General features: G+C 70.7%; 19 protein-coding genes. 14 read left to right on the top strand and 5 right to left on the bottom strand.

Annotated features, from left to right (window positions below; all coding sequences use genetic code 11):
- Positions 1–136: 136 nt before the first annotated feature.
- Complete coding sequence (locus tag VK501_RS10870) at positions 137–946, bottom strand: prolipoprotein diacylglyceryl transferase (RefSeq protein ID WP_324337431.1); 810 nt, start codon at positions 944–946, stop codon at positions 137–139.
- 53 nt (positions 947–999) lie between these two features.
- On the opposite strand from VK501_RS10870, the gene VK501_RS10865 reads away from it, so the two are divergent.
- From VK501_RS10865 to VK501_RS10820, 10 genes are all read left to right on the top strand, one after another.
- On the top strand, positions 1,000–2,283 hold the full coding sequence (locus tag VK501_RS10865; RefSeq protein WP_324337430.1) for an MFS transporter: 1,284 nt from the start codon (positions 1,000–1,002) through the stop codon (positions 2,281–2,283).
- A gap of 28 nt (positions 2,284–2,311) precedes the next feature.
- A complete protein-coding gene (locus VK501_RS10860; protein ID WP_324337429.1) occupies positions 2,312–2,749 on the top strand; it encodes an organic hydroperoxide resistance protein in 438 nt (145 codons plus the stop codon).
- Positions 2,727–2,933 carry a hypothetical protein gene (locus VK501_RS10855; protein WP_324337428.1) on the top strand — a complete coding sequence of 69 codons (207 nt, stop codon included), beginning with the start codon at positions 2,727–2,729 and terminating at the stop codon, positions 2,931–2,933. Before VK501_RS10860 ends, VK501_RS10855 begins: the two co-directional genes overlap by 23 nt.
- Positions 2,934–3,005: 72 nt before the next feature.
- Entirely contained in the window at positions 3,006–3,251 is a 246-nt protein-coding gene (locus VK501_RS10850) for a hypothetical protein (protein WP_324337427.1), read from the top strand.
- 92 nt (positions 3,252–3,343) lie between these two features.
- Positions 3,344–3,496: a hypothetical protein gene (locus tag VK501_RS10845; protein WP_324337426.1), complete on the top strand. Its 153-nt coding sequence runs from the start codon at positions 3,344–3,346 to the stop codon at positions 3,494–3,496.
- Between the two features lie 70 nt (positions 3,497–3,566).
- Positions 3,567–3,998: a hypothetical protein gene (locus tag VK501_RS10840; RefSeq protein WP_324337425.1), complete on the top strand. Its 432-nt coding sequence runs from the start codon at positions 3,567–3,569 to the stop codon at positions 3,996–3,998.
- Between the two features lie 286 nt (positions 3,999–4,284).
- Positions 4,285–6,960 carry a hypothetical protein gene (locus VK501_RS10835; protein ID WP_324337424.1) on the top strand — a complete coding sequence of 892 codons (2,676 nt, stop codon included), beginning with the start codon at positions 4,285–4,287 and terminating at the stop codon, positions 6,958–6,960.
- Positions 6,961–6,964: 4 nt separating this feature from the next.
- Positions 6,965–7,804: a hypothetical protein gene (locus tag VK501_RS10830; protein ID WP_324337423.1), complete on the top strand. Its 840-nt coding sequence runs from the start codon at positions 6,965–6,967 to the stop codon at positions 7,802–7,804.
- A gap of 124 nt (positions 7,805–7,928) precedes the next feature.
- Complete coding sequence (locus VK501_RS10825) at positions 7,929–8,312, top strand: hypothetical protein (RefSeq protein WP_324337422.1); 384 nt, start codon at positions 7,929–7,931, stop codon at positions 8,310–8,312.
- A 22-nt stretch (positions 8,313–8,334) separates the two neighbouring features.
- Positions 8,335–8,685, top strand: a complete 351-nt coding sequence (locus VK501_RS10820) for a hypothetical protein (protein WP_324337421.1) — start codon at positions 8,335–8,337, stop codon at positions 8,683–8,685.
- 10 nt (positions 8,686–8,695) lie between these two features.
- Here the strand turns inward: VK501_RS10820 and VK501_RS10815 are convergent, their stop codons facing one another.
- The gene (locus tag VK501_RS10815) at positions 8,696–8,893 is read right to left on the bottom strand and encodes a hypothetical protein (RefSeq protein WP_324337420.1); all 198 of its coding nucleotides are present in this window, start codon (positions 8,891–8,893) and stop codon (positions 8,696–8,698) included.
- Between the two features lie 104 nt (positions 8,894–8,997).
- Between VK501_RS10815 and VK501_RS10810 the strand changes: the two genes are divergently transcribed.
- The 4 genes from VK501_RS10810 (at position 8,998) to VK501_RS10795 (ending at position 13,318) form a co-directional block, all read left to right on the top strand.
- Positions 8,998–9,342: a hypothetical protein gene (locus VK501_RS10810; RefSeq protein ID WP_324337419.1), complete on the top strand. Its 345-nt coding sequence runs from the start codon at positions 8,998–9,000 to the stop codon at positions 9,340–9,342.
- 52 nt (positions 9,343–9,394) lie between these two features.
- Entirely contained in the window at positions 9,395–10,813 is a 1,419-nt protein-coding gene (locus VK501_RS10805) for an HD-GYP domain-containing protein (protein WP_324337418.1), read from the top strand.
- Positions 10,814–11,002: 189 nt separating this feature from the next.
- Positions 11,003–12,832 carry a glycerol-3-phosphate dehydrogenase/oxidase gene (locus VK501_RS10800; RefSeq protein WP_324337417.1) on the top strand — a complete coding sequence of 610 codons (1,830 nt, stop codon included), beginning with the start codon at positions 11,003–11,005 and terminating at the stop codon, positions 12,830–12,832.
- Between the two features lie 69 nt (positions 12,833–12,901).
- Positions 12,902–13,318 carry an HIT family protein gene (locus VK501_RS10795; protein ID WP_324337416.1) on the top strand — a complete coding sequence of 139 codons (417 nt, stop codon included), beginning with the start codon at positions 12,902–12,904 and terminating at the stop codon, positions 13,316–13,318.
- Here the strand turns inward: VK501_RS10795 and VK501_RS10790 are convergent.
- From VK501_RS10790 to trhA, 3 genes are read right to left on the bottom strand one after another with little or no spacing between them, the layout of a single operon-like run.
- The gene (locus VK501_RS10790) at positions 13,315–13,905 is read right to left on the bottom strand and encodes a helix-turn-helix domain-containing protein (RefSeq protein ID WP_324337415.1); all 591 of its coding nucleotides are present in this window, start codon (positions 13,903–13,905) and stop codon (positions 13,315–13,317) included. The two genes, VK501_RS10795 and VK501_RS10790, sit on opposite strands and share 4 nt — an antisense overlap.
- Positions 13,906–13,909: 4 nt before the next feature.
- The gene (locus VK501_RS10785; RefSeq protein ID WP_324337414.1) at positions 13,910–15,172 is read right to left on the bottom strand and encodes an acyl-CoA dehydrogenase family protein; all 1,263 of its coding nucleotides are present in this window, start codon (positions 15,170–15,172) and stop codon (positions 13,910–13,912) included.
- Positions 15,173–15,226: 54 nt separating this feature from the next.
- The gene (trhA, locus tag VK501_RS10780; RefSeq protein WP_324337413.1) at positions 15,227–15,898 is read right to left on the bottom strand and encodes a PAQR family membrane homeostasis protein TrhA; all 672 of its coding nucleotides are present in this window, start codon (positions 15,896–15,898) and stop codon (positions 15,227–15,229) included.
- Positions 15,899–15,902 lie beyond the last annotated feature (4 nt).

Genomic DNA, 15,902 nt, shown 5'->3' with positions numbered 1-15,902 from the left:
CCCTATTCGAGCCGCCTTCAGCCGTAAAGCGATCAGCGACTCTGCGTACCTTGGGGCCGCGAAGCGCCCAGAGTCCTGCAGCGCGCGTCACACGCGGGCGCCCCGGGGAACCTGGCCCTCTGGGCCAGTGTTCCCCCTAAACGGCGTGCAGCTGCTCGGGCGGGCCGACGCGGCCGCGCCGGGCCCGCTGCGCCTCGGGCAGCATCAGGCTGCCCTGGCGGCGCAGCACGACGGCGATCCACACGGCGCCGGCCACGAAGAGCGACAGCGCCTCCAGCTGCGCGGCGGTGAGGCCGATCAGCACGTCCTCGTTGCGGCGCAGGAACTCCACAAGGAACCGCTCCAGCCCGCTGCCGACCAGGTACAGCGCGAACAGCACGCCCGGGCGCACGCGGTCGCGCAGCTGCCAGAGCACGAAGGCCAGCAGGCCGATCGTGAACGTCTCGTAGATCGGCGTGGGGTGGACGGTCTCGCCGGGCGCGGTCGGCACGGTGCCGTTCGGGTAACCCATCGCCCACGGGCCGTCCCAGGCCTTGCCGTAGTCGCCGTCGCCCGAGACCTGGCAGCCGATGCGCCCGATCGCGTAGCCGAGCGCCAGGCATGGCCCGGCGAGATCGAGCAGGGCGAGTGAGATGAAGTCCTTGCGACGCGCCCACGCCAGCACGGCGACGACGCCCCCCAGCAGGCCGCCGTACCAGATGAGGCCGGAGCCGCCGAAGATGTCGCCGATGCTCAGGCTGTCGTGGTTCTGCAGCAGGTAGTAGCCGCGCGCGCCGACCAGCCCGCCGATGAGGGCGACGGTGACCATCTCGTAGGCCCAGTCGGCGGGCTTGCCCAGCTCCTTCAGCCGGCGGCCGGCCAGCAGGCCCCAGGCTGCGAAGTTGAGGGCGAAGAAGAGGCCGAACGTCTTGATCGACAGGCCGAGGAAGTGGATCTCGGGCTTCACGGCCGTCCACTGTACGGCGCGCGGGCGCGGGCCGTTACCGTGGCGGACCGCTCGTGCCGCCTCGCCTGTTCTCCCGCATCGCCGTCGACGTCACTCCGCTGCGGGAGTCGCGCGACCTGCGGCTGCTGATCGGGGGCGAGGTGATCACCGGCCTCGGCACGCAGGCCGCGCTCGTCGCACTGCCCTATCAGGTCTACGTCGAGACGAAGTCGGCGTTCCTGACGGGCCTGCTCGGCGCGGTCGAGCTCATCCCGCTGATGGCGATGGCGCTGCTGGGCGGCGCGCTGGCCGACCGCCACGACCGGCGCCGCCTGCTCCTCTTCGACCAGATCGGGCTCGTGATCGGCGCGAGCGCCCTCGCCGCTCTCGCCTTCGCGGGGTCGCCGCCGATCGCGCTGCTCTACGTGCTCGGCGCCATGATGGCCGGCTTCGGGGCGATCCAGAGCGTCACGACCGCGTCGATCGTGCCCAACCTCGTGGCGCCCGAGCGCCTGCGCTCGGCGCTGGCCCTGAACTACGGGCTGGGGACGCTGACGATGGTGGTCGGGCCGGCGATCGGGGGCCTGGTCATCGCCGGTCTCGGCCTCGGCGCGGCGTACCTGATCGACGCCGCCAGCTGCCTGGCGATCGTCGCCACCGTGTGGATGATGGCGGCCCAGCCGCCGCGCGGCGCGATCGCCGAGCACGAGCCCGTGCTGCGCGCCATCGGCGAGGGCCTGCGCTTCGTCCGCGGCAACCAGGCGCTGATGGGCTCGTTCGCGATCGACCTGGTGGCGATGACCTTCGGGATGCCGCGCGCGCTGTTCCCCGTGCTCGCGGTGAGCGTCTATCACGCTGGCGCGGCCGGGACGGGTCTGTTGTACGCCGCGGTGGCCGCCGGCGCGACGGTGGCCGCGTTGACCACCGGCTGGCTGGCCCACGCGCGCCGCCTCGGACGCATCGTCATCTTCGCGGTGCGGGTCTGGGGCGTGGCGGTCGCGGTCGCCGGGCTCGCCAGCTCGTTGTGGGTCGCGGCCGGGCTGCTGGCCGTCGCCGGCGCCGCCGACAGCATCAGCGCCGTCTGCCGGTCGTCGATCAACCAGTCGGTGACGCCCGATCACCTGCGCGGGCGGATGTCGTCGGTGTTCTCCGTCGTGGTGACCAGCGGCCCGCGCCTCGGCGACGTCGAGTCCGGGTCGGTCGCGGCGCTTGCCGGCGTGCGCTTCTCGGTCCTCTCCGGCGGCCTGGCGTGCCTGGCCGGCGTCGGGGTGATCATGCTCGCCTTCCCGGCGCTGCTGCGCTACGACCACGAGCAGGTCGCCGCGGCCGCGCCGCTTCCGTCCCCGGCCCCGGTCTGACCCCTGACCGCCCGCTATGGTCGAGCGCATGGCGAAGACCCTCTACACGGCACAGGCGCACGTCACCGGCGGACGCGACAAGGGCCACGGCAAGACCAGCGACGGCGAGCTCGAGGTCGACCTCCGGCTCCCGCCCGAGATGGGCGGCCAGGGCGGCGGCACGAACCCCGAGCAGCTCTTCGCGGTCGGCTATGCGGCGTGCTTCGAGGGGGCGCTCGGCGCCGTCGCGCGCCGCGCGAAGGTCGAGACCGGCGACGCCTCCATCGAGTCCTCCGTCTCGCTGCACCCCAACGAGAGCAAGGGCTTCGACCTCTCCGTCGAGCTCGCCGTGACGCTGCCGTCGGTCGACGGCGCGCAGGCGGTGGAGCTCGTCAAGGCGGCCCACCACGTGTGCCCGTACTCCAACGCGACGCGCGGGAACATCCCCGTGACGCTGACGGCCAATGGCCAGCCGGTCGAAGGCTGAGCCGGACCCCGCCTGCCCGTCGGGCGTCTGCGGCTCCGACGTCCCGCCGGTCGTCGGCTCCGTGCTCACGGGCACAGGCCTGACCATCGCCCAGGCAGCCGCCGCGCTGGAGCGTGGCGAAGAGCCGCCGCTGACCGACGTCCAGCGCCGGATCGTCGAGGAGCACGCGCTGCGGGGCGTGTGAGGGCGCGGCCGCTCGGCGGGCGGTCAGCGGTGCTTTGCAGTCGGGGCCGCTGTGTGCGAGGCTGGCGCGGCGATGGAGCACGCTCAGGCGACGACGGACGCCCGGACATGGTCGACCAAGCCGGCCTTCGTCGTGCTGGCCCTGGTCGCCGCCGTCCTGCTGCCGCTGATCTCGCTGGTGATCATCGTCCCGGGCCTCGTCCAGGCTGCGCGCCTGCGGCATGCCGGTGCGGTCGCCGGGTTCGGACTCGCCCTGGTCCTCTCGGTGGCGTTGGGCACCATGCTCCTGCTCGGCGCGTTCGCCGCCGGCCCGGCGTGACGGTGGCGGATGTCTGCGGTGTGACGAGAGCAGGTGACCACGACGGACGATGAACCGAGACCGACTGCCCGCCGGAGGAGGCCGTGCGGGAGATGCTCGCCGGCTTGGGTGACACGGCGCTCTCTGTCCGGTGTGAGGAGGAGCAGCCGGGCCGGTACTACTGCGTTGCGGAGCTCGAGGGCGGCGGCGTCTGGGAAGGATGGGTCGCTGCCGGCGCGTGGATCGACGACGACGCGATCGACTGAGGGGAGCGATCCGATGTCACGAGAGTCAGAGCAGCTCAGGCGTCACCTTGCGCGGGCGACGATCGTGCCTTTGGCGCTGGCATCAGCGCAGGAGGTGCGGCTGGGAGGTTGGGGTCCGGGAGGCCGGCCGGAACGGCTTCGATCTCTTGACCTGTACTGCCGATCAACGCGAGGGCATGCCGCAGTTGCGGTGTACGAGGAGGATGATTGCCTGCCCTTCGACGTGCAGGAGGCTCAGCTTCTCGACACGGCCGCTTCGCTGGACGCGGCGAGCGACAGCGAGCAGATGACGTCCGCTCGTCGCACGGTCGTCATCGACATCGACGGCGTTCCTCATCAGGCCGAAGCGTCGGTCCAGGGCGCGCTCGCCGCGGTCGTCATCCGCGGCGCGCCGCAGGCTGCGCTGGTGCTGATCGCCACCTCCGGGCTCGACGTGGGGGCGTTGCACCTGACGACCAAGTTCGACTTCGACACGGTGATCGTGAAGACGCTCGGCGCCTGAACAGGCTGCAATGCGCGGGCATCGGAAGTAAACCGGCGGGATCGTGATCAGGAGGCGATCATCACCGTAGATCAGTGCTGCTGTGCAATTTGGGTATTGACACGCGATACGGAACTGTGTTTGATGGTCCCGCTCTCCAGTGTGGTCCCGCCACTGGCGTTGTCGATGTGAACTAGCCAGTCGATCACGAGCCCGCCGGCTCACCCCTCGGGGTGGTCACGCGGCTTGCGCGTGCTCGGTCAGCCGCCTCGCTCACACGAGATCCCAGAAAGCACAGGTCATCCACATGTCGAATCCTGCTGTTTCGGGGCGTCACCAGCCCGGCGGACGTCGCGCACGGGGCTTCGCCCTCGTGCTGTTGGCGGCCGTGCTGGTTCTCGCCGACGGCTGGTCGCGGGCACATGCCGACGGGACCGCTGACATCGAGATCCACGAGCCGTCGGTGCTGGTCGGTAGCGCGCTGGCGGAGCTGAGCGCGGGCAGTGAGGCGGCACGGCGGAAGTTGGCGGTCGCGGAGGCGGCGTATCTGCGTCCAGAGGCGGTCGAGCGGCGGCGTGCGACGGCCGATGATTTCGCTGGTCTGGCCGATGACGCGGCGCTTCGTGTGTTTGCGGAGCATGAGGCGAGCGCGCTGGGGACGCCGGGGTGGGTCGACGACGAGCAGGTCGAGGAGCGGATGCCCGGCGTCGCGTCGATGACGGTGGCGGGCACGCACATCGCGCAGTTGGTCAACGACGATGGCAGCCGTGGGGCGATGGTGTCGACGATCCCCCTGGGCTTCGAGTCTGCGGACGGTGACGTCGAGCCGATCGACCTGAGCTTGCGATCGGCGGCGGACGGCCGCGCGGAGGTGGCCGACTCGCCGGTGGAGACGACGCTGCCGGACAGCAGTGGCGATGCGATCGTCGTCGGAGGCGGTGACGCGCGGCTGTCGCTGCGCAGCCGCGGGACAGATGATGTCGACGGGCAGCGCGCAGAGACGGGCGTGTTCTATGCCAACGTCGATGACGACACGGATCTGTTCGTCAAGCCGGTGGTCGGCGGCGTCGAGACGTTCACCATGCTGCGCTCGCCCGACAGTCCGGAGGAGCTGACGACGACCGTGCGTGGCGGGGAGGGTGCGTCGCATCTGGTCGCGCAGGGTGGCAGTGGCGGGGCGTTGATCCAGAACGACGAGAACGCCACGGTCGGGACGCTGAGCCCGGCCGCGGCCTGGGACGCCGAGCACCATCCCGTCGCGGTCGAAGCAGAGATCAACGGGCTCGACGTCACCTACCGCATTGCGCACCGGGGCAAGGACTACGCCTATCCGATCACCGTCGACCCGACCGCGGTGGATGCGTGTTGGCAATGGGTCATCGCCGGCGTGGGCTGTCAGGTCGACGACTGGGAGAACAGCGCCGGGAACGTGTACGGCAGCGGCATCGCCAACTGGGCCTTCGAGGGCCCCGCCGATGGAACGTACGCCCCATACGCCGGCTCGGCGTATCTCGGGACAGGGCTCTACGTCCGCAACATGCTGCACAACTACTACTCGCACAACGTGATCGGCGACTGGTACTACACCACGCCGTGGGGCACCAGGATCTACGGGGTCCAGTTCTTCAACATGTCTCAGGACAACCTCGCCGACAACACCACCTGCCTTCAGGCGGGAATCGTCGAAACCAACTTGCAGCTCGGCGCGCACACCAACTACTGGTGCGCCCAGCAGACGCTCGACGCCTGGGGCTGGTCATGCTCAGCACCCGACTGCAGCGGCTACGCCGGGACCGAGCAGAACAAGGTGTTCTTCGGTGCCCAAGCCCAGCGCACCGGTTGGAGTGACTACTGGTTCGATCACATGGGCGGCGTTGCGATGAACATCAGCGAACGGAACTCCCCCGACTTCATCCCCAACATCCGCTCCACCAACTTCCCGACCGACTGGCAGACCGACCCCAACCGCCGGATCGAGTTCAACGCCGGCGACCAAGGCCTCGGTCTCAAGCGCATCCAGGTCTGGTCACCGGAGAACCCGGGCTGGCACCCCCAGCTGTCCAACCCCAACGACCAGAACAACTACGACGCCACCAACTTCCTGTTCAACTGCACCGGCGGAATCCGCCTACCCTGCCCCAAGGACTACTGGTTCAGCATCGCACTCGCCGGCCTCCGGACGGGCTACAGCACGGTCAATGTCGCGGTCAGCGACGTCAACGGGAGGTCTCGCAACTTCAGCCAGGTGGTCGGCTACGGGACGTACAAGACGAGCTGGGACTACGGCGGAGCGAACGGCGCCGTCGACACCGCCGGCGAGGCCGCCGCGCTCGACGCAGCGATGACCGCGACCGACGCTACGGGCCGGTTGGTCCTGTGGAATGCCCTGACGCCTGCAGATCAGGGAAGGAACCCGAAGCTCACTCCGGCGATCTACGAGGATCCCATCGTCACCGACGCTGAAGGAGGCAACCCAATTGCGATCGCGAGTGACTCCAGCCCTTCGTCCGACTTCCGCGGCTGGTGCCAGGACCACGTCAGTGGGTTCGGCACCGGCTCTGGGAAGCGGCACCGGATTACGGTTTGGGACGCGAACATCGGTCTGAAGTCGTTCGTCATCGGCGTCGATCGTGCGTTCGTATTCGACTGCAGCGACAATCACTCGCGCGTCTACTTCAACACCTATCAGGACACGCGATCTTTCCCCGATCTCATCGACGGCTCGGCGTCGGTCCTGTATCAACTGTGGTATACGCGGTTCAACGGTCAGGACAAGGCGGTGGCGCCATTCGCCAATCTGCAGAACGGATACCTCACAAGATGCTGCAAGGCGGCGAAGGACCTCCCAATGGGCGAGATGTGGCCGTTGGCCGGCGGTTCCGCCGCCGGCAGGATGAAGGAGGCCCGTATCGAGCTTGGCCCGGACCCCCAAGTCCAGACGTACTTCAAGCCGAGGACCTATCGCGTCGCCGTCAGCTATTGAGCCCATGCGTCTGACTGCGTGCCTCATCGTCCTGACCTGCTGCCTGGGCAGCACGATCGGCTGTGGCGGGCCGAGCAGCGAGGCGGCCTCGACGACGTCAAGCCGCGCTGGCTCATCCGCACCGCCGGCGCCCGTGGACCAGGCGCGGAATGTCGTGGAGGGCATCTACGGCCCGTCGTTGCGTGCCTGGCGCAACGTCTTCGACCGACGTTGGGCGACGCGGACGCGGTCTCGCTGGTCGCTGCGGAAGGTTGGCCCCGATCACTTCGTGGCCACGCTGTCGATCGTGGCTCGAGGCCAGGTGCGGCTCCGCGCGCTCTGGGAGCTCAACGTGCCGCTGGATCGCCAGCGGGCGACCCGGCATGAGGACATCAGTGCCGAGTTCCCTGATCCGGTGCATCCAGCGGACGCGGAGGCGAGGCGCCTCGCGCGATTGCCGCTCGCCGAAACACCCCCGGGCGACACCTACCGCCTGCTAGCCCAGTTGATCGACCTCACGCGAGATCAAGAGACGCTCCAGGTGAGCGTCCACCCCACAGCTCAGTTCCCGGAAGAGTTGGTGACACGTTCGGGGTCCAACGATGACGCTCTGCTGCGCGGGCTGCGCGCAATTCAGGGGAGGAGCCTGCCGGTGCTCGCGGAGACGAGGCTCTCGGCCGCGACGCGATTCGTTCAGGAAACGGCGCGAGGATCGCAGGAGATGGAGCGGAAGCCGTTCCTTGCACTGCTCAAGAAGGAGCGCCCACTGGTGCTGCTGTCCTGGCGGTTCCAGCAGTTCCCTCATCAGGTCGGAGACTTCCTGCAAGCGTCGCTCGAGGAGGTGCGGATCCCTCGGACCGGCTGATGGCCCCCGCGCTCCCGCCGCGTGCTGACCCAGGGGCGGACTTATGAGGGATGGCTGCAAATGACCCAGGACACAGGACGATCAACTGGCCCGACCGGAATCTCGTCTACCGTTCGACGCGGGCATGCGTGAAGTGACGGCGCTCGCCCTTGCGGTGCTGGTTGTGGCTGCCGGCGCGGGGGTCGGCCTCGCAGCGATGTCGGTGCACAACGGCCGGAGCACCTGCGACCACGGATTCCGGACGCAGGATTGGCGTGATCGGTCAGAGTCGGGGACGAAGCAGATCAGGACCGGCAGGGCCATCGCGCGCTGTGACTGGCTCGATGGCTGGAGCAGGGCGCGCGTTACCAAGGCTCTCGGGCGCCCCGATGCCCGGTCTGGGAGGTCGTCCACCTGGATCCTTGGGGACAAGCCCGACGCCTTGGGCCCCACGCTCTGGGAGTTGCGGCTGAAGTTCGATCGGCACGGTCGCGTGACGTCGTCGGATGCGATCACCCGTCCCTACTGACGCGACCCGGACAGGGTGAGCTGTGTCGTCTCCTGACTCCCTCCACGGGCGGCACCTGGTCGTCACCGGCGTCGTCGGCCATCTCCGCTGCCGCGACGGGCGATTCGACGCGCGGTTCACCGGGCGGGCGGAGCTCGACGGCCGGCCCTTTCACGAATGGGACACGGGCTACTCGTTCGAGGACATAAACGTCCCACTCACGGGCGAGGTGGATCTCGACGGTGGCGTCGGCGACCTCGCCCTCGGTGACTACGGCGCGGACTGGGAGAAGGCCGGGGCCATCGTGACCCTGCCCCGGGACATCCGCTGGATCGCGGTCGACGAGCCGAGCGCTCAAGTGCTCGCCCGGCGACCGCCCGGCGACCGCGCCTGACGCCGCGCTGCTACTGCTGCGCCCCGCCCTCGGCCGGCGGCGACACCGTCGCCTCGTGCAGCGGTGGCCGGCCGGTGTACCAGTAGGTGAAGTGGTCGACGCGGGATCCGTCGGGCAGGCCCGAGAGCGCCAGGTCGACACGACGCGCCAGGGATCCCTCGTCCTCGTCGATGATCCGCACCACCGTGGGCTCGTCGCCATCGCTCATGGCGGGACGGTAGACGGCAGCGGCTGCACCGTCACGGGATTTCCTCCTGCTGTCGACGCACTTCCGACCGGCGGTCCAGCATCGCGGTCTGCGAACCTGACGGCGTGCTCGCCGACGCCGTGCCCTACACGGGCCACACGATCGAAGGCCGCCGCATCGTGGTGCAGGTGCGCGGCCGGGTCGTGGTCGGCGTGCGCGTGACGGTGTCGCGCTACCCGTGCGACACGTTCGGCGACGTCGGCCCGCTGCCGGTCAGCGAAAGCGGCCGTGCGGCGATCGCCAAGGACGGGCGCTTCCGCCTCGTCGCCGGCGAGCCGGCCCAGCGCGTGACGCTCACCGGGCTGCTGCGCAGCGACGGGCGCCTGAGCGGCACGCTGCGCGTCCGCGGCACGATCGCCACGGGCCAGCGCTGCGCGTCGGCGACGCTGCGCTACACCGCACATCCCTGAACCGGTGCCCGTTCGCTCAAGCTCCGCGGAGGCCAGCCGATCCCTTCGGGCAGTGGAACGTCTGCTTCGCAGCCGCCTGGGATCCAACCTGACGCTCATCGCCGCTAGCGCTGCGGTTCCGGCCGCCGCCATGCACTTCCTCGTCAGCGAGAACCGCGCGCCCGTCACCGCGACCCAGCACCTCTTCATCATGGCCATCGGCTCGACGATCGCGGCCCTGGCCAGCGGCACGCTGATGTGGGCCGGCTTCCGCCGCCGCGAGACCCGCGCGGTCGTCGCCGGTGGGGCGTTCGCGGCGATGACGCTCATCCTCGCCATCCACGGTCTCGCGACGCCCGGCGTGATCATCGGCCCCAACGGCGTCGTCGCCGTCGCGGGCGGCCTGGCGCTGCCCATCGGCGGCGCGATCCTCACCGTCGCCGCGCTGCCATCCCTGCGCGGGCCCCGCCACCTGCGCACGGTCGCCGTCGCGCTCGTCGCGGTCCTGGGGCTGATCGCCGCGCTGGGCATCGCCGGCTTCGCCTATCCCGCCGACGTCCCGGCCGTCCCGGGCTACGGCTCGTCGGCCGCCGTCGTCCTGCTGGTCGTCGGCGCGCTGTTCTTCGCGATCGTGGCCTCGCGCGCGGTGCGCACCTTCGCGCTGACGCGGCGCACCGGCGACCTCGTGGTCGTCGTCGGCATCGTGTGGCTCGGCATGGCGCTCGTGCCCGTCCTCGTGCTCGACCCGTTCACGTGGGTCTGGTGGACCGGCCACGCGCTGGAGCTCCTCGGCGTCACGCTCGTCGGCGTGCCGGTGGCGATGGACGTCCACCGCGGGCGCCCGTCGCATCCGCTGGTCGGCGATCTGCCCGCCGCCGAGCTCGTGGCCGAGGAGGAGGCGTTCCTCGGCGCCCGCGTGCGCGTGCTCATGACGCGCCTGGAGACCAAGGACCGCTCGACCGAGGAGCACACCCGACGCGTCGCCGAGTGGGCCGTCGCGATCGGCGAGGCGCTCGGCCTCTCCGCCGGCCGGCTGCACGACCTCGCGCTCGGCGGCCTGCTGCACGACATCGGCAAGCTGTCGATCCCCGACGCGATCCTCGGCAAGCCCGGCGCGCTGACCGACGCCGAGATGGCCGTCATCCGCTGCCACCCGGTCCTCGGCGACGACCTGCTCGTGGAGCTGGGCTACCCCGACCAGATCCGCCGCGTCGTCCGCGGCCACCACGAGCGCCTCGACGGCACCGGCTACCCCGACGGCCTGAGCGGCGACGAGCTCGACCTCGATACGCGCATCCTCGCCGTCGCCGACGTGTGGGACGCGCTGGTCTCGCCGCGCGTCTATCGCGGTGCGTGGACGCGTGAGCGCGCGATGGCGCTGCTCGTCGAGGAGTCCGGGACGGCGTTCGACGCGCGCTGCGTCGATGCCCTGCGCACGCTCACCGGCGTGGTCCCCGCGGCACCCGCGGCGCCGCTCGCCGACGCCGCCTGAGGTTTGGGAGAGTGAACGGCTCGGGCACGTGAGAAGCGTGTCCGGTCGACCACCCGTGGGAGACTCTGTCCTCCAAAGGACAGCGCCACGAGCCCTACATGAGCGACGATGAGCGGCACATCCCTACTCGCCGACTGGCGCCCGCCCTTCAACGGGCCGGACGCTGGGTGATCCCGGAATGACGTACTCATGAGCGACACCACGCACGGAGCCATCAACCCCGAGACCCGCGCCCGCGCTCTGGAGCGCATGCGGAGCGAGGAGTTCGACATCGCGATCGTCGGCGGCGGGGTGGTGGGCAGCGGGGTGGCGCTCGACGCCGTCAGCCGCGGGCTCAGCGTCGCGCTCGTGGAGGCCCGCGACCTCGCGTCGGGCACCTCCTCGCGATCGAGCAAGCTCATCCACGGCGGGCTGCGCTACCTCGAGCAGCTCGACTTCCCGCTCGTGCGCGAGGCGCTGCGCGAGCGAGCGCTGCTGCTCGACCGGCTCGCGCCGCACCTCGTGCACCCGCTGCCGTTCCTCGCGCTGCTCAACCACCGTGGCTGGGAGCGCCCGTACGTCGGCGCGGGCCTGGTGCTCTACGACACGATGGGCACCGCCTTCGGCCGGTCGCGCGGCGTGCCGTCGCAGAAGCACTTCACGCGCACCCAGACGCTGAAGAAGTTCCCCGCCTTGAAGAAGGACAGCTTCACCGGCGCGATCCAGTACTACGACGCGCAGGTCGACGACGCCCGCCACACGATGTTCCTCGCCCGCACCGCGGTCTCCTACGGCGCGCAGATCGCCACGCGCGCCCAGGCCGTCGGGTTCCTGCGCGAGGGCGAGCACGTCACGGGCGTCAAGGTCCGCGACCTGGAGGACCCCGACGGTCCGCCGATCGAGCTGCACGCCCGCCAGACGATCAACGCGACCGGCGTGTGGACCGACGAGACGCAGGACATGGTCGGCGCGCGCGGCCAGTTCCACGTCCGCGCGTCCAAGGGCGTGCACCTGCTGGTGCCGCGCGATCGCATCCACGGCGACACGGCCCTGACGATCCGCACCGAGACCAGCGTGCTGTTCGTCATCCCGTGGGGTCGCCACTGGATCATCGGGACGACCGACACCGACTGGACGCTCGACAAGGCCCACCCGGCGGCCAGCAAGAAGGACATCGACTACCTGCTGGAGCACGTCAACCGCTACCTCGTCACGCCGCTGGGCCACGACGACGTCGAGGGCGTCTACGCGGGCCTGCGGCCGCTGCTGGCCGGCGAGTCGGAGAGCACGAGCGCGCTGACGCGCGAGCACATCGTCGCGCACCCGGTCCCGGGGCTCGTCGCGGTGGCGGGCGGCAAGTACACCACCTACCGCGTGATGGCCGCCGACGCGGTTGACGCGGCGGTGCACGGGCTCGAGCACGACGTGCCCGAGTCGGTGACCGACCGCATCCCGCTGCTGGGCGCCGACGGCTACCTCGCGCGCTGGAACGCGCGCAACCGGATCGCCGACGAGTCGGGCATCCACGTCACGCGGATCGAGCACCTGCTCAACCGCTACGGGTCGCTCATCGACGAGCTCCTGGCGCTGATCGCCGAGGATCCCGAGCTGGGCAAGCCGCTGGAGGGCGCCGACGACTACCTCGCCGTGGAGATCGTCTACGCCGCCACGCACGAGGGCGCCACGCACCTCGAGGACGTGCTGACGCGGCGCACCCGGATCTCGATCGAGACGTGGGATCGCGGGCTCACCGCCGCCGAGACCGCCGTACAGCTGATGGCCGGCCCGCTGGGCTGGGACGAGTCGCACGCCCAGCGCGAGCTCGACCACTACCGCGCCCGGGTCGCCGCCGAGCGCGAGTCCCAGGAGCAGGACGACGACCTCGGCGCCGACGCCGCCCGGCTCGGCGCGGCCGACGTGGCGCCGACGCTGCCGGTGGAACGGCTCACGGATCGCAACACGCGGGCCGCGGCCGGCGCGGCGGGCGAGCCGCTCGCCGCGCAGGAGCACGCCGGAGAGCCGGTCGCGCCGCGCGGCTGACCGGCCGCCCGGGCTGCGTCGACCGGCGCGCGCGCCCTGCGTGCGCCGGTCCTGCGTAGGCTCCGCGCCGTGAAGCCGTGCATCTTCTGCCAGATCGTCGCCGGCGAGGTGCCCGCGGCCGTCGTCTACGAGGACGACGATCACGTCGGCTTCCTCGACGCGCGCCCGCTGTTCGCCGGTCACACGCTGCTCGTGCCGCGCACGCACGTCGTCACCCTGGCCGATCTCCCGCCCGCCGCGGTCGGGCCGTACTTCACGGTCGTGCAGCGCCTCAGCATCGCGGTCCCGCAGGCGATGGAGGCCGCCAGCACGTTCGTGGCGATGAACAACGTCGTCAGCCAGTCGGTCGCGCACCTGCACACCCACGTCGTCCCGCGCAACTTCAAGGACGGGCTGCGCGGGTTCTTCTGGCCGCGGACGACGTACGACGACGACGCCGAGCGCGACGCCGTCGCACTCCGCATCCGCGACGCGCTCGGCGACTAGTCGCTCTTCGGGATCCCGCGGACGACCACGCGGGCGAGGTAGGCCGCCAGCGCGTCGGGCTGCCACTGGCCGGGCTCCTCGAGCTGGACGCGGAAGCCGAGCTCGGCCAAGGCCACGAGCATGCGGCCGAGCAGCGCGGTCTCGCGATCGGGGAGCTTCGTCCAGGCGGCGAGCACCTCCGCCATGCGCTGCTCCCAGTGCTCGCGACCGCGCTCGATGCGGTTCTCGCCGTGGCGCTGGAGGTAGATGACGCGGAACGCGTCGGGGGCCGCCACGACCGCGCGCAGCAGGCCGGTCAGGCCGTAGCGGAGCAGGTCCTCCTTGTCGCCGGGTGCGCCGGGCGCCGGGACCGAGTCCTCGACCAGGTGCCACAGCTTGCGCTCCTCGCGGCGCATCAGCTCCTCGAACAGCTCCTCCTTCGAGGAGAAGCACGAGTACAGCACCGGCTTGGAGACGCCCGCCGCGTCGGCGATGGCCTGCATCGAGACGGCGTCGTAGCCGTCGGTCGCAAACAGCGGAAGGGCGGCGTCCAGGACGAGCGGGCGGCGCAGCTCGGGTCCCAGATGCGCCGCCCGCGCTCGGCCCATGGTCCTAGGAGATCCGCATCCCGGAGATGGCACGGGCGATGACCAGCTGCTGCATCTCGCTCGTGCCCTCGAAGATCGTGTAGATCTTCGAGTCGCGGTGCCAGCGCTCCACCGGGAACTCGCGCGTGTAGCCGTTGCCGCCCATGATCTGGATGGCGCGCTCGGTGGCCCAGACGGCGACCTCACCGGCCTTCAGCTTGCTCATCGAGCCCTCGGCGTTCTCGAACGGGATGCCGTTGCGGGCCATCCAGGAGGCGCGCCACACCAGCAGGCGGGCGGCGTCGATCTCCATCTTCATGTTGGCCAGGGCGAACGCGATCGCCTGGTTCTCGATGATCTTCTTGCCGAACTGCTCGCGCTCCTTGGCGTAGTCCTGGGAGTACTCGTACGCGGCGCGGGCGATGCCGAGCGCCTGCGCGCCGACGACGGGGCGCGTGGCCTCGAACGTCTGCATCGCGGCCTGGGTCTTGCCCTTCTTGCCCTCGCGGACGCGGGCGAGGCGCTCGTCGAGCTTGTCCTTGCCGCCGAGCAGGTTGGCGCCGGGGATGCGGCAGTCGTCGAGGTGGACGTCCGCGGTGTGCGACGCGCGCAGGCCGTGCTTCTTGACCTTGGAGCCCTGCTCGATGCCCTCGGTCGCGATCGGCACGATGAACGCGGCGTGGCCGCGGGAGCCGAGCTCCCGGTCGGTCTGGGCGATCACCACGTGGATGTCGGCGATGCCGCCGTTGGTGGCCCACGCCTTCTGACCGTTGAGGACCCACGTGTCGGAGGCCGCGTCGTACTTGGCCGTCGTGCGGATGTTCGAGACGTCGGAGCCGGCGTTGGGCTCCGAGGCGCAGAACGCGGCGACCTTGACGTCCTCGGGCGTGCCGTAGCACTGCGGGATCCACTCCATGACCTGATCCCAGGAGCCCTGGCCGGCGATCGCGGCGGCGGCGAGGCCGGTGCCCATGATCGCCATGCCGATGCCGGCGTCGCCCCAGAAGAGCTCCTCCTGGACGAGCGGCATCGTCAGCCCGGACGGGTCGGCCGCGAACTGCTGCAGCGACTCGAAGCCGTAGAGCCCGATCTTGGCGGCCTCCTGGATGACCGGCCACGGCGTCTCCTCGCGCTCGTCCCACTCGTGGGCGGCGGGGCGGACGACGCCCTCGGAGAATCCGTGGACCCAGTCGCGAACGTCCTTCTGCTCCTGGGTGAGAGCGAGGGAGAACGCCGGCTCGGCGGGCGTCTCGGCGGTGTCCTGCGTGGTCTCGGCGGTGCTGGCCATGGACCAAAGCTACCACGAAGTAGGAACGGATACGTTCAGTCGACGTCGCGCCGGTCAGGCGCTCGGGAAGACCCAGCCCGCCATCGCCACGAACTGCACCGCGGCCGCCGCGATGACCAGCGCGTGGAAGACCTCGTGGAAGCCGAACGTCGTCGGCCACGGGTTCGGCCGCTTCGTCGCGTAGACGACCGCGCCGATCGTGTAGAGCACGCCGCCCGCACCGAGCAGGATCAGCGGCGTCAGGTCGAGGTGCTCGATCATCTGCGGCAGCGCGAAGACCGACACCCAGCCCAGCGCGAGGTAGCACGCGGCGCTCAGGACACGGGGCGCGGTGATCCACGCGACGCTCAGGATCACGCCGCCGAGCGCCCCTGTCCACACCGCGGCCAGGATCACCCACCGCAGCGTGCCGTGCATCACCAGCAGCGCGACGGGCGTGTAGGACGCCGCGATGAACACGAAGATCGTGCTGTGGTCGATGCGGCGCAGGAGCGGGCGCCAGCGCGGGTCCCAACGCCAGCGGTGGTAGCTGCCCGAGGCCGCGAACAGCGCGCAGAGGCCGGCGCCGTAGACGATCGACGCCGCGCGCGGCGTCCCCGCCGGGGCCAGCACGGCGAGCGCGATCGCCGCCGCCAGCGCCACCCAGAAGGTGTACGCATGGGTCACGCCGCGCAGCAGCGGCTTGAGCTCGTCCTCGACGACGTGGGCGATGTCGCGGGTGGTCATGGGC

It is taken from the genome of Baekduia sp., assembly GCF_035318805.1.
Lineage (GTDB): Bacteria > Actinomycetota > Thermoleophilia > Solirubrobacterales > Solirubrobacteraceae > Baekduia.
Note: the sequence above shows the minus strand (reverse complement) of the source record. Positions and strands in the feature narration are given on the sequence as shown.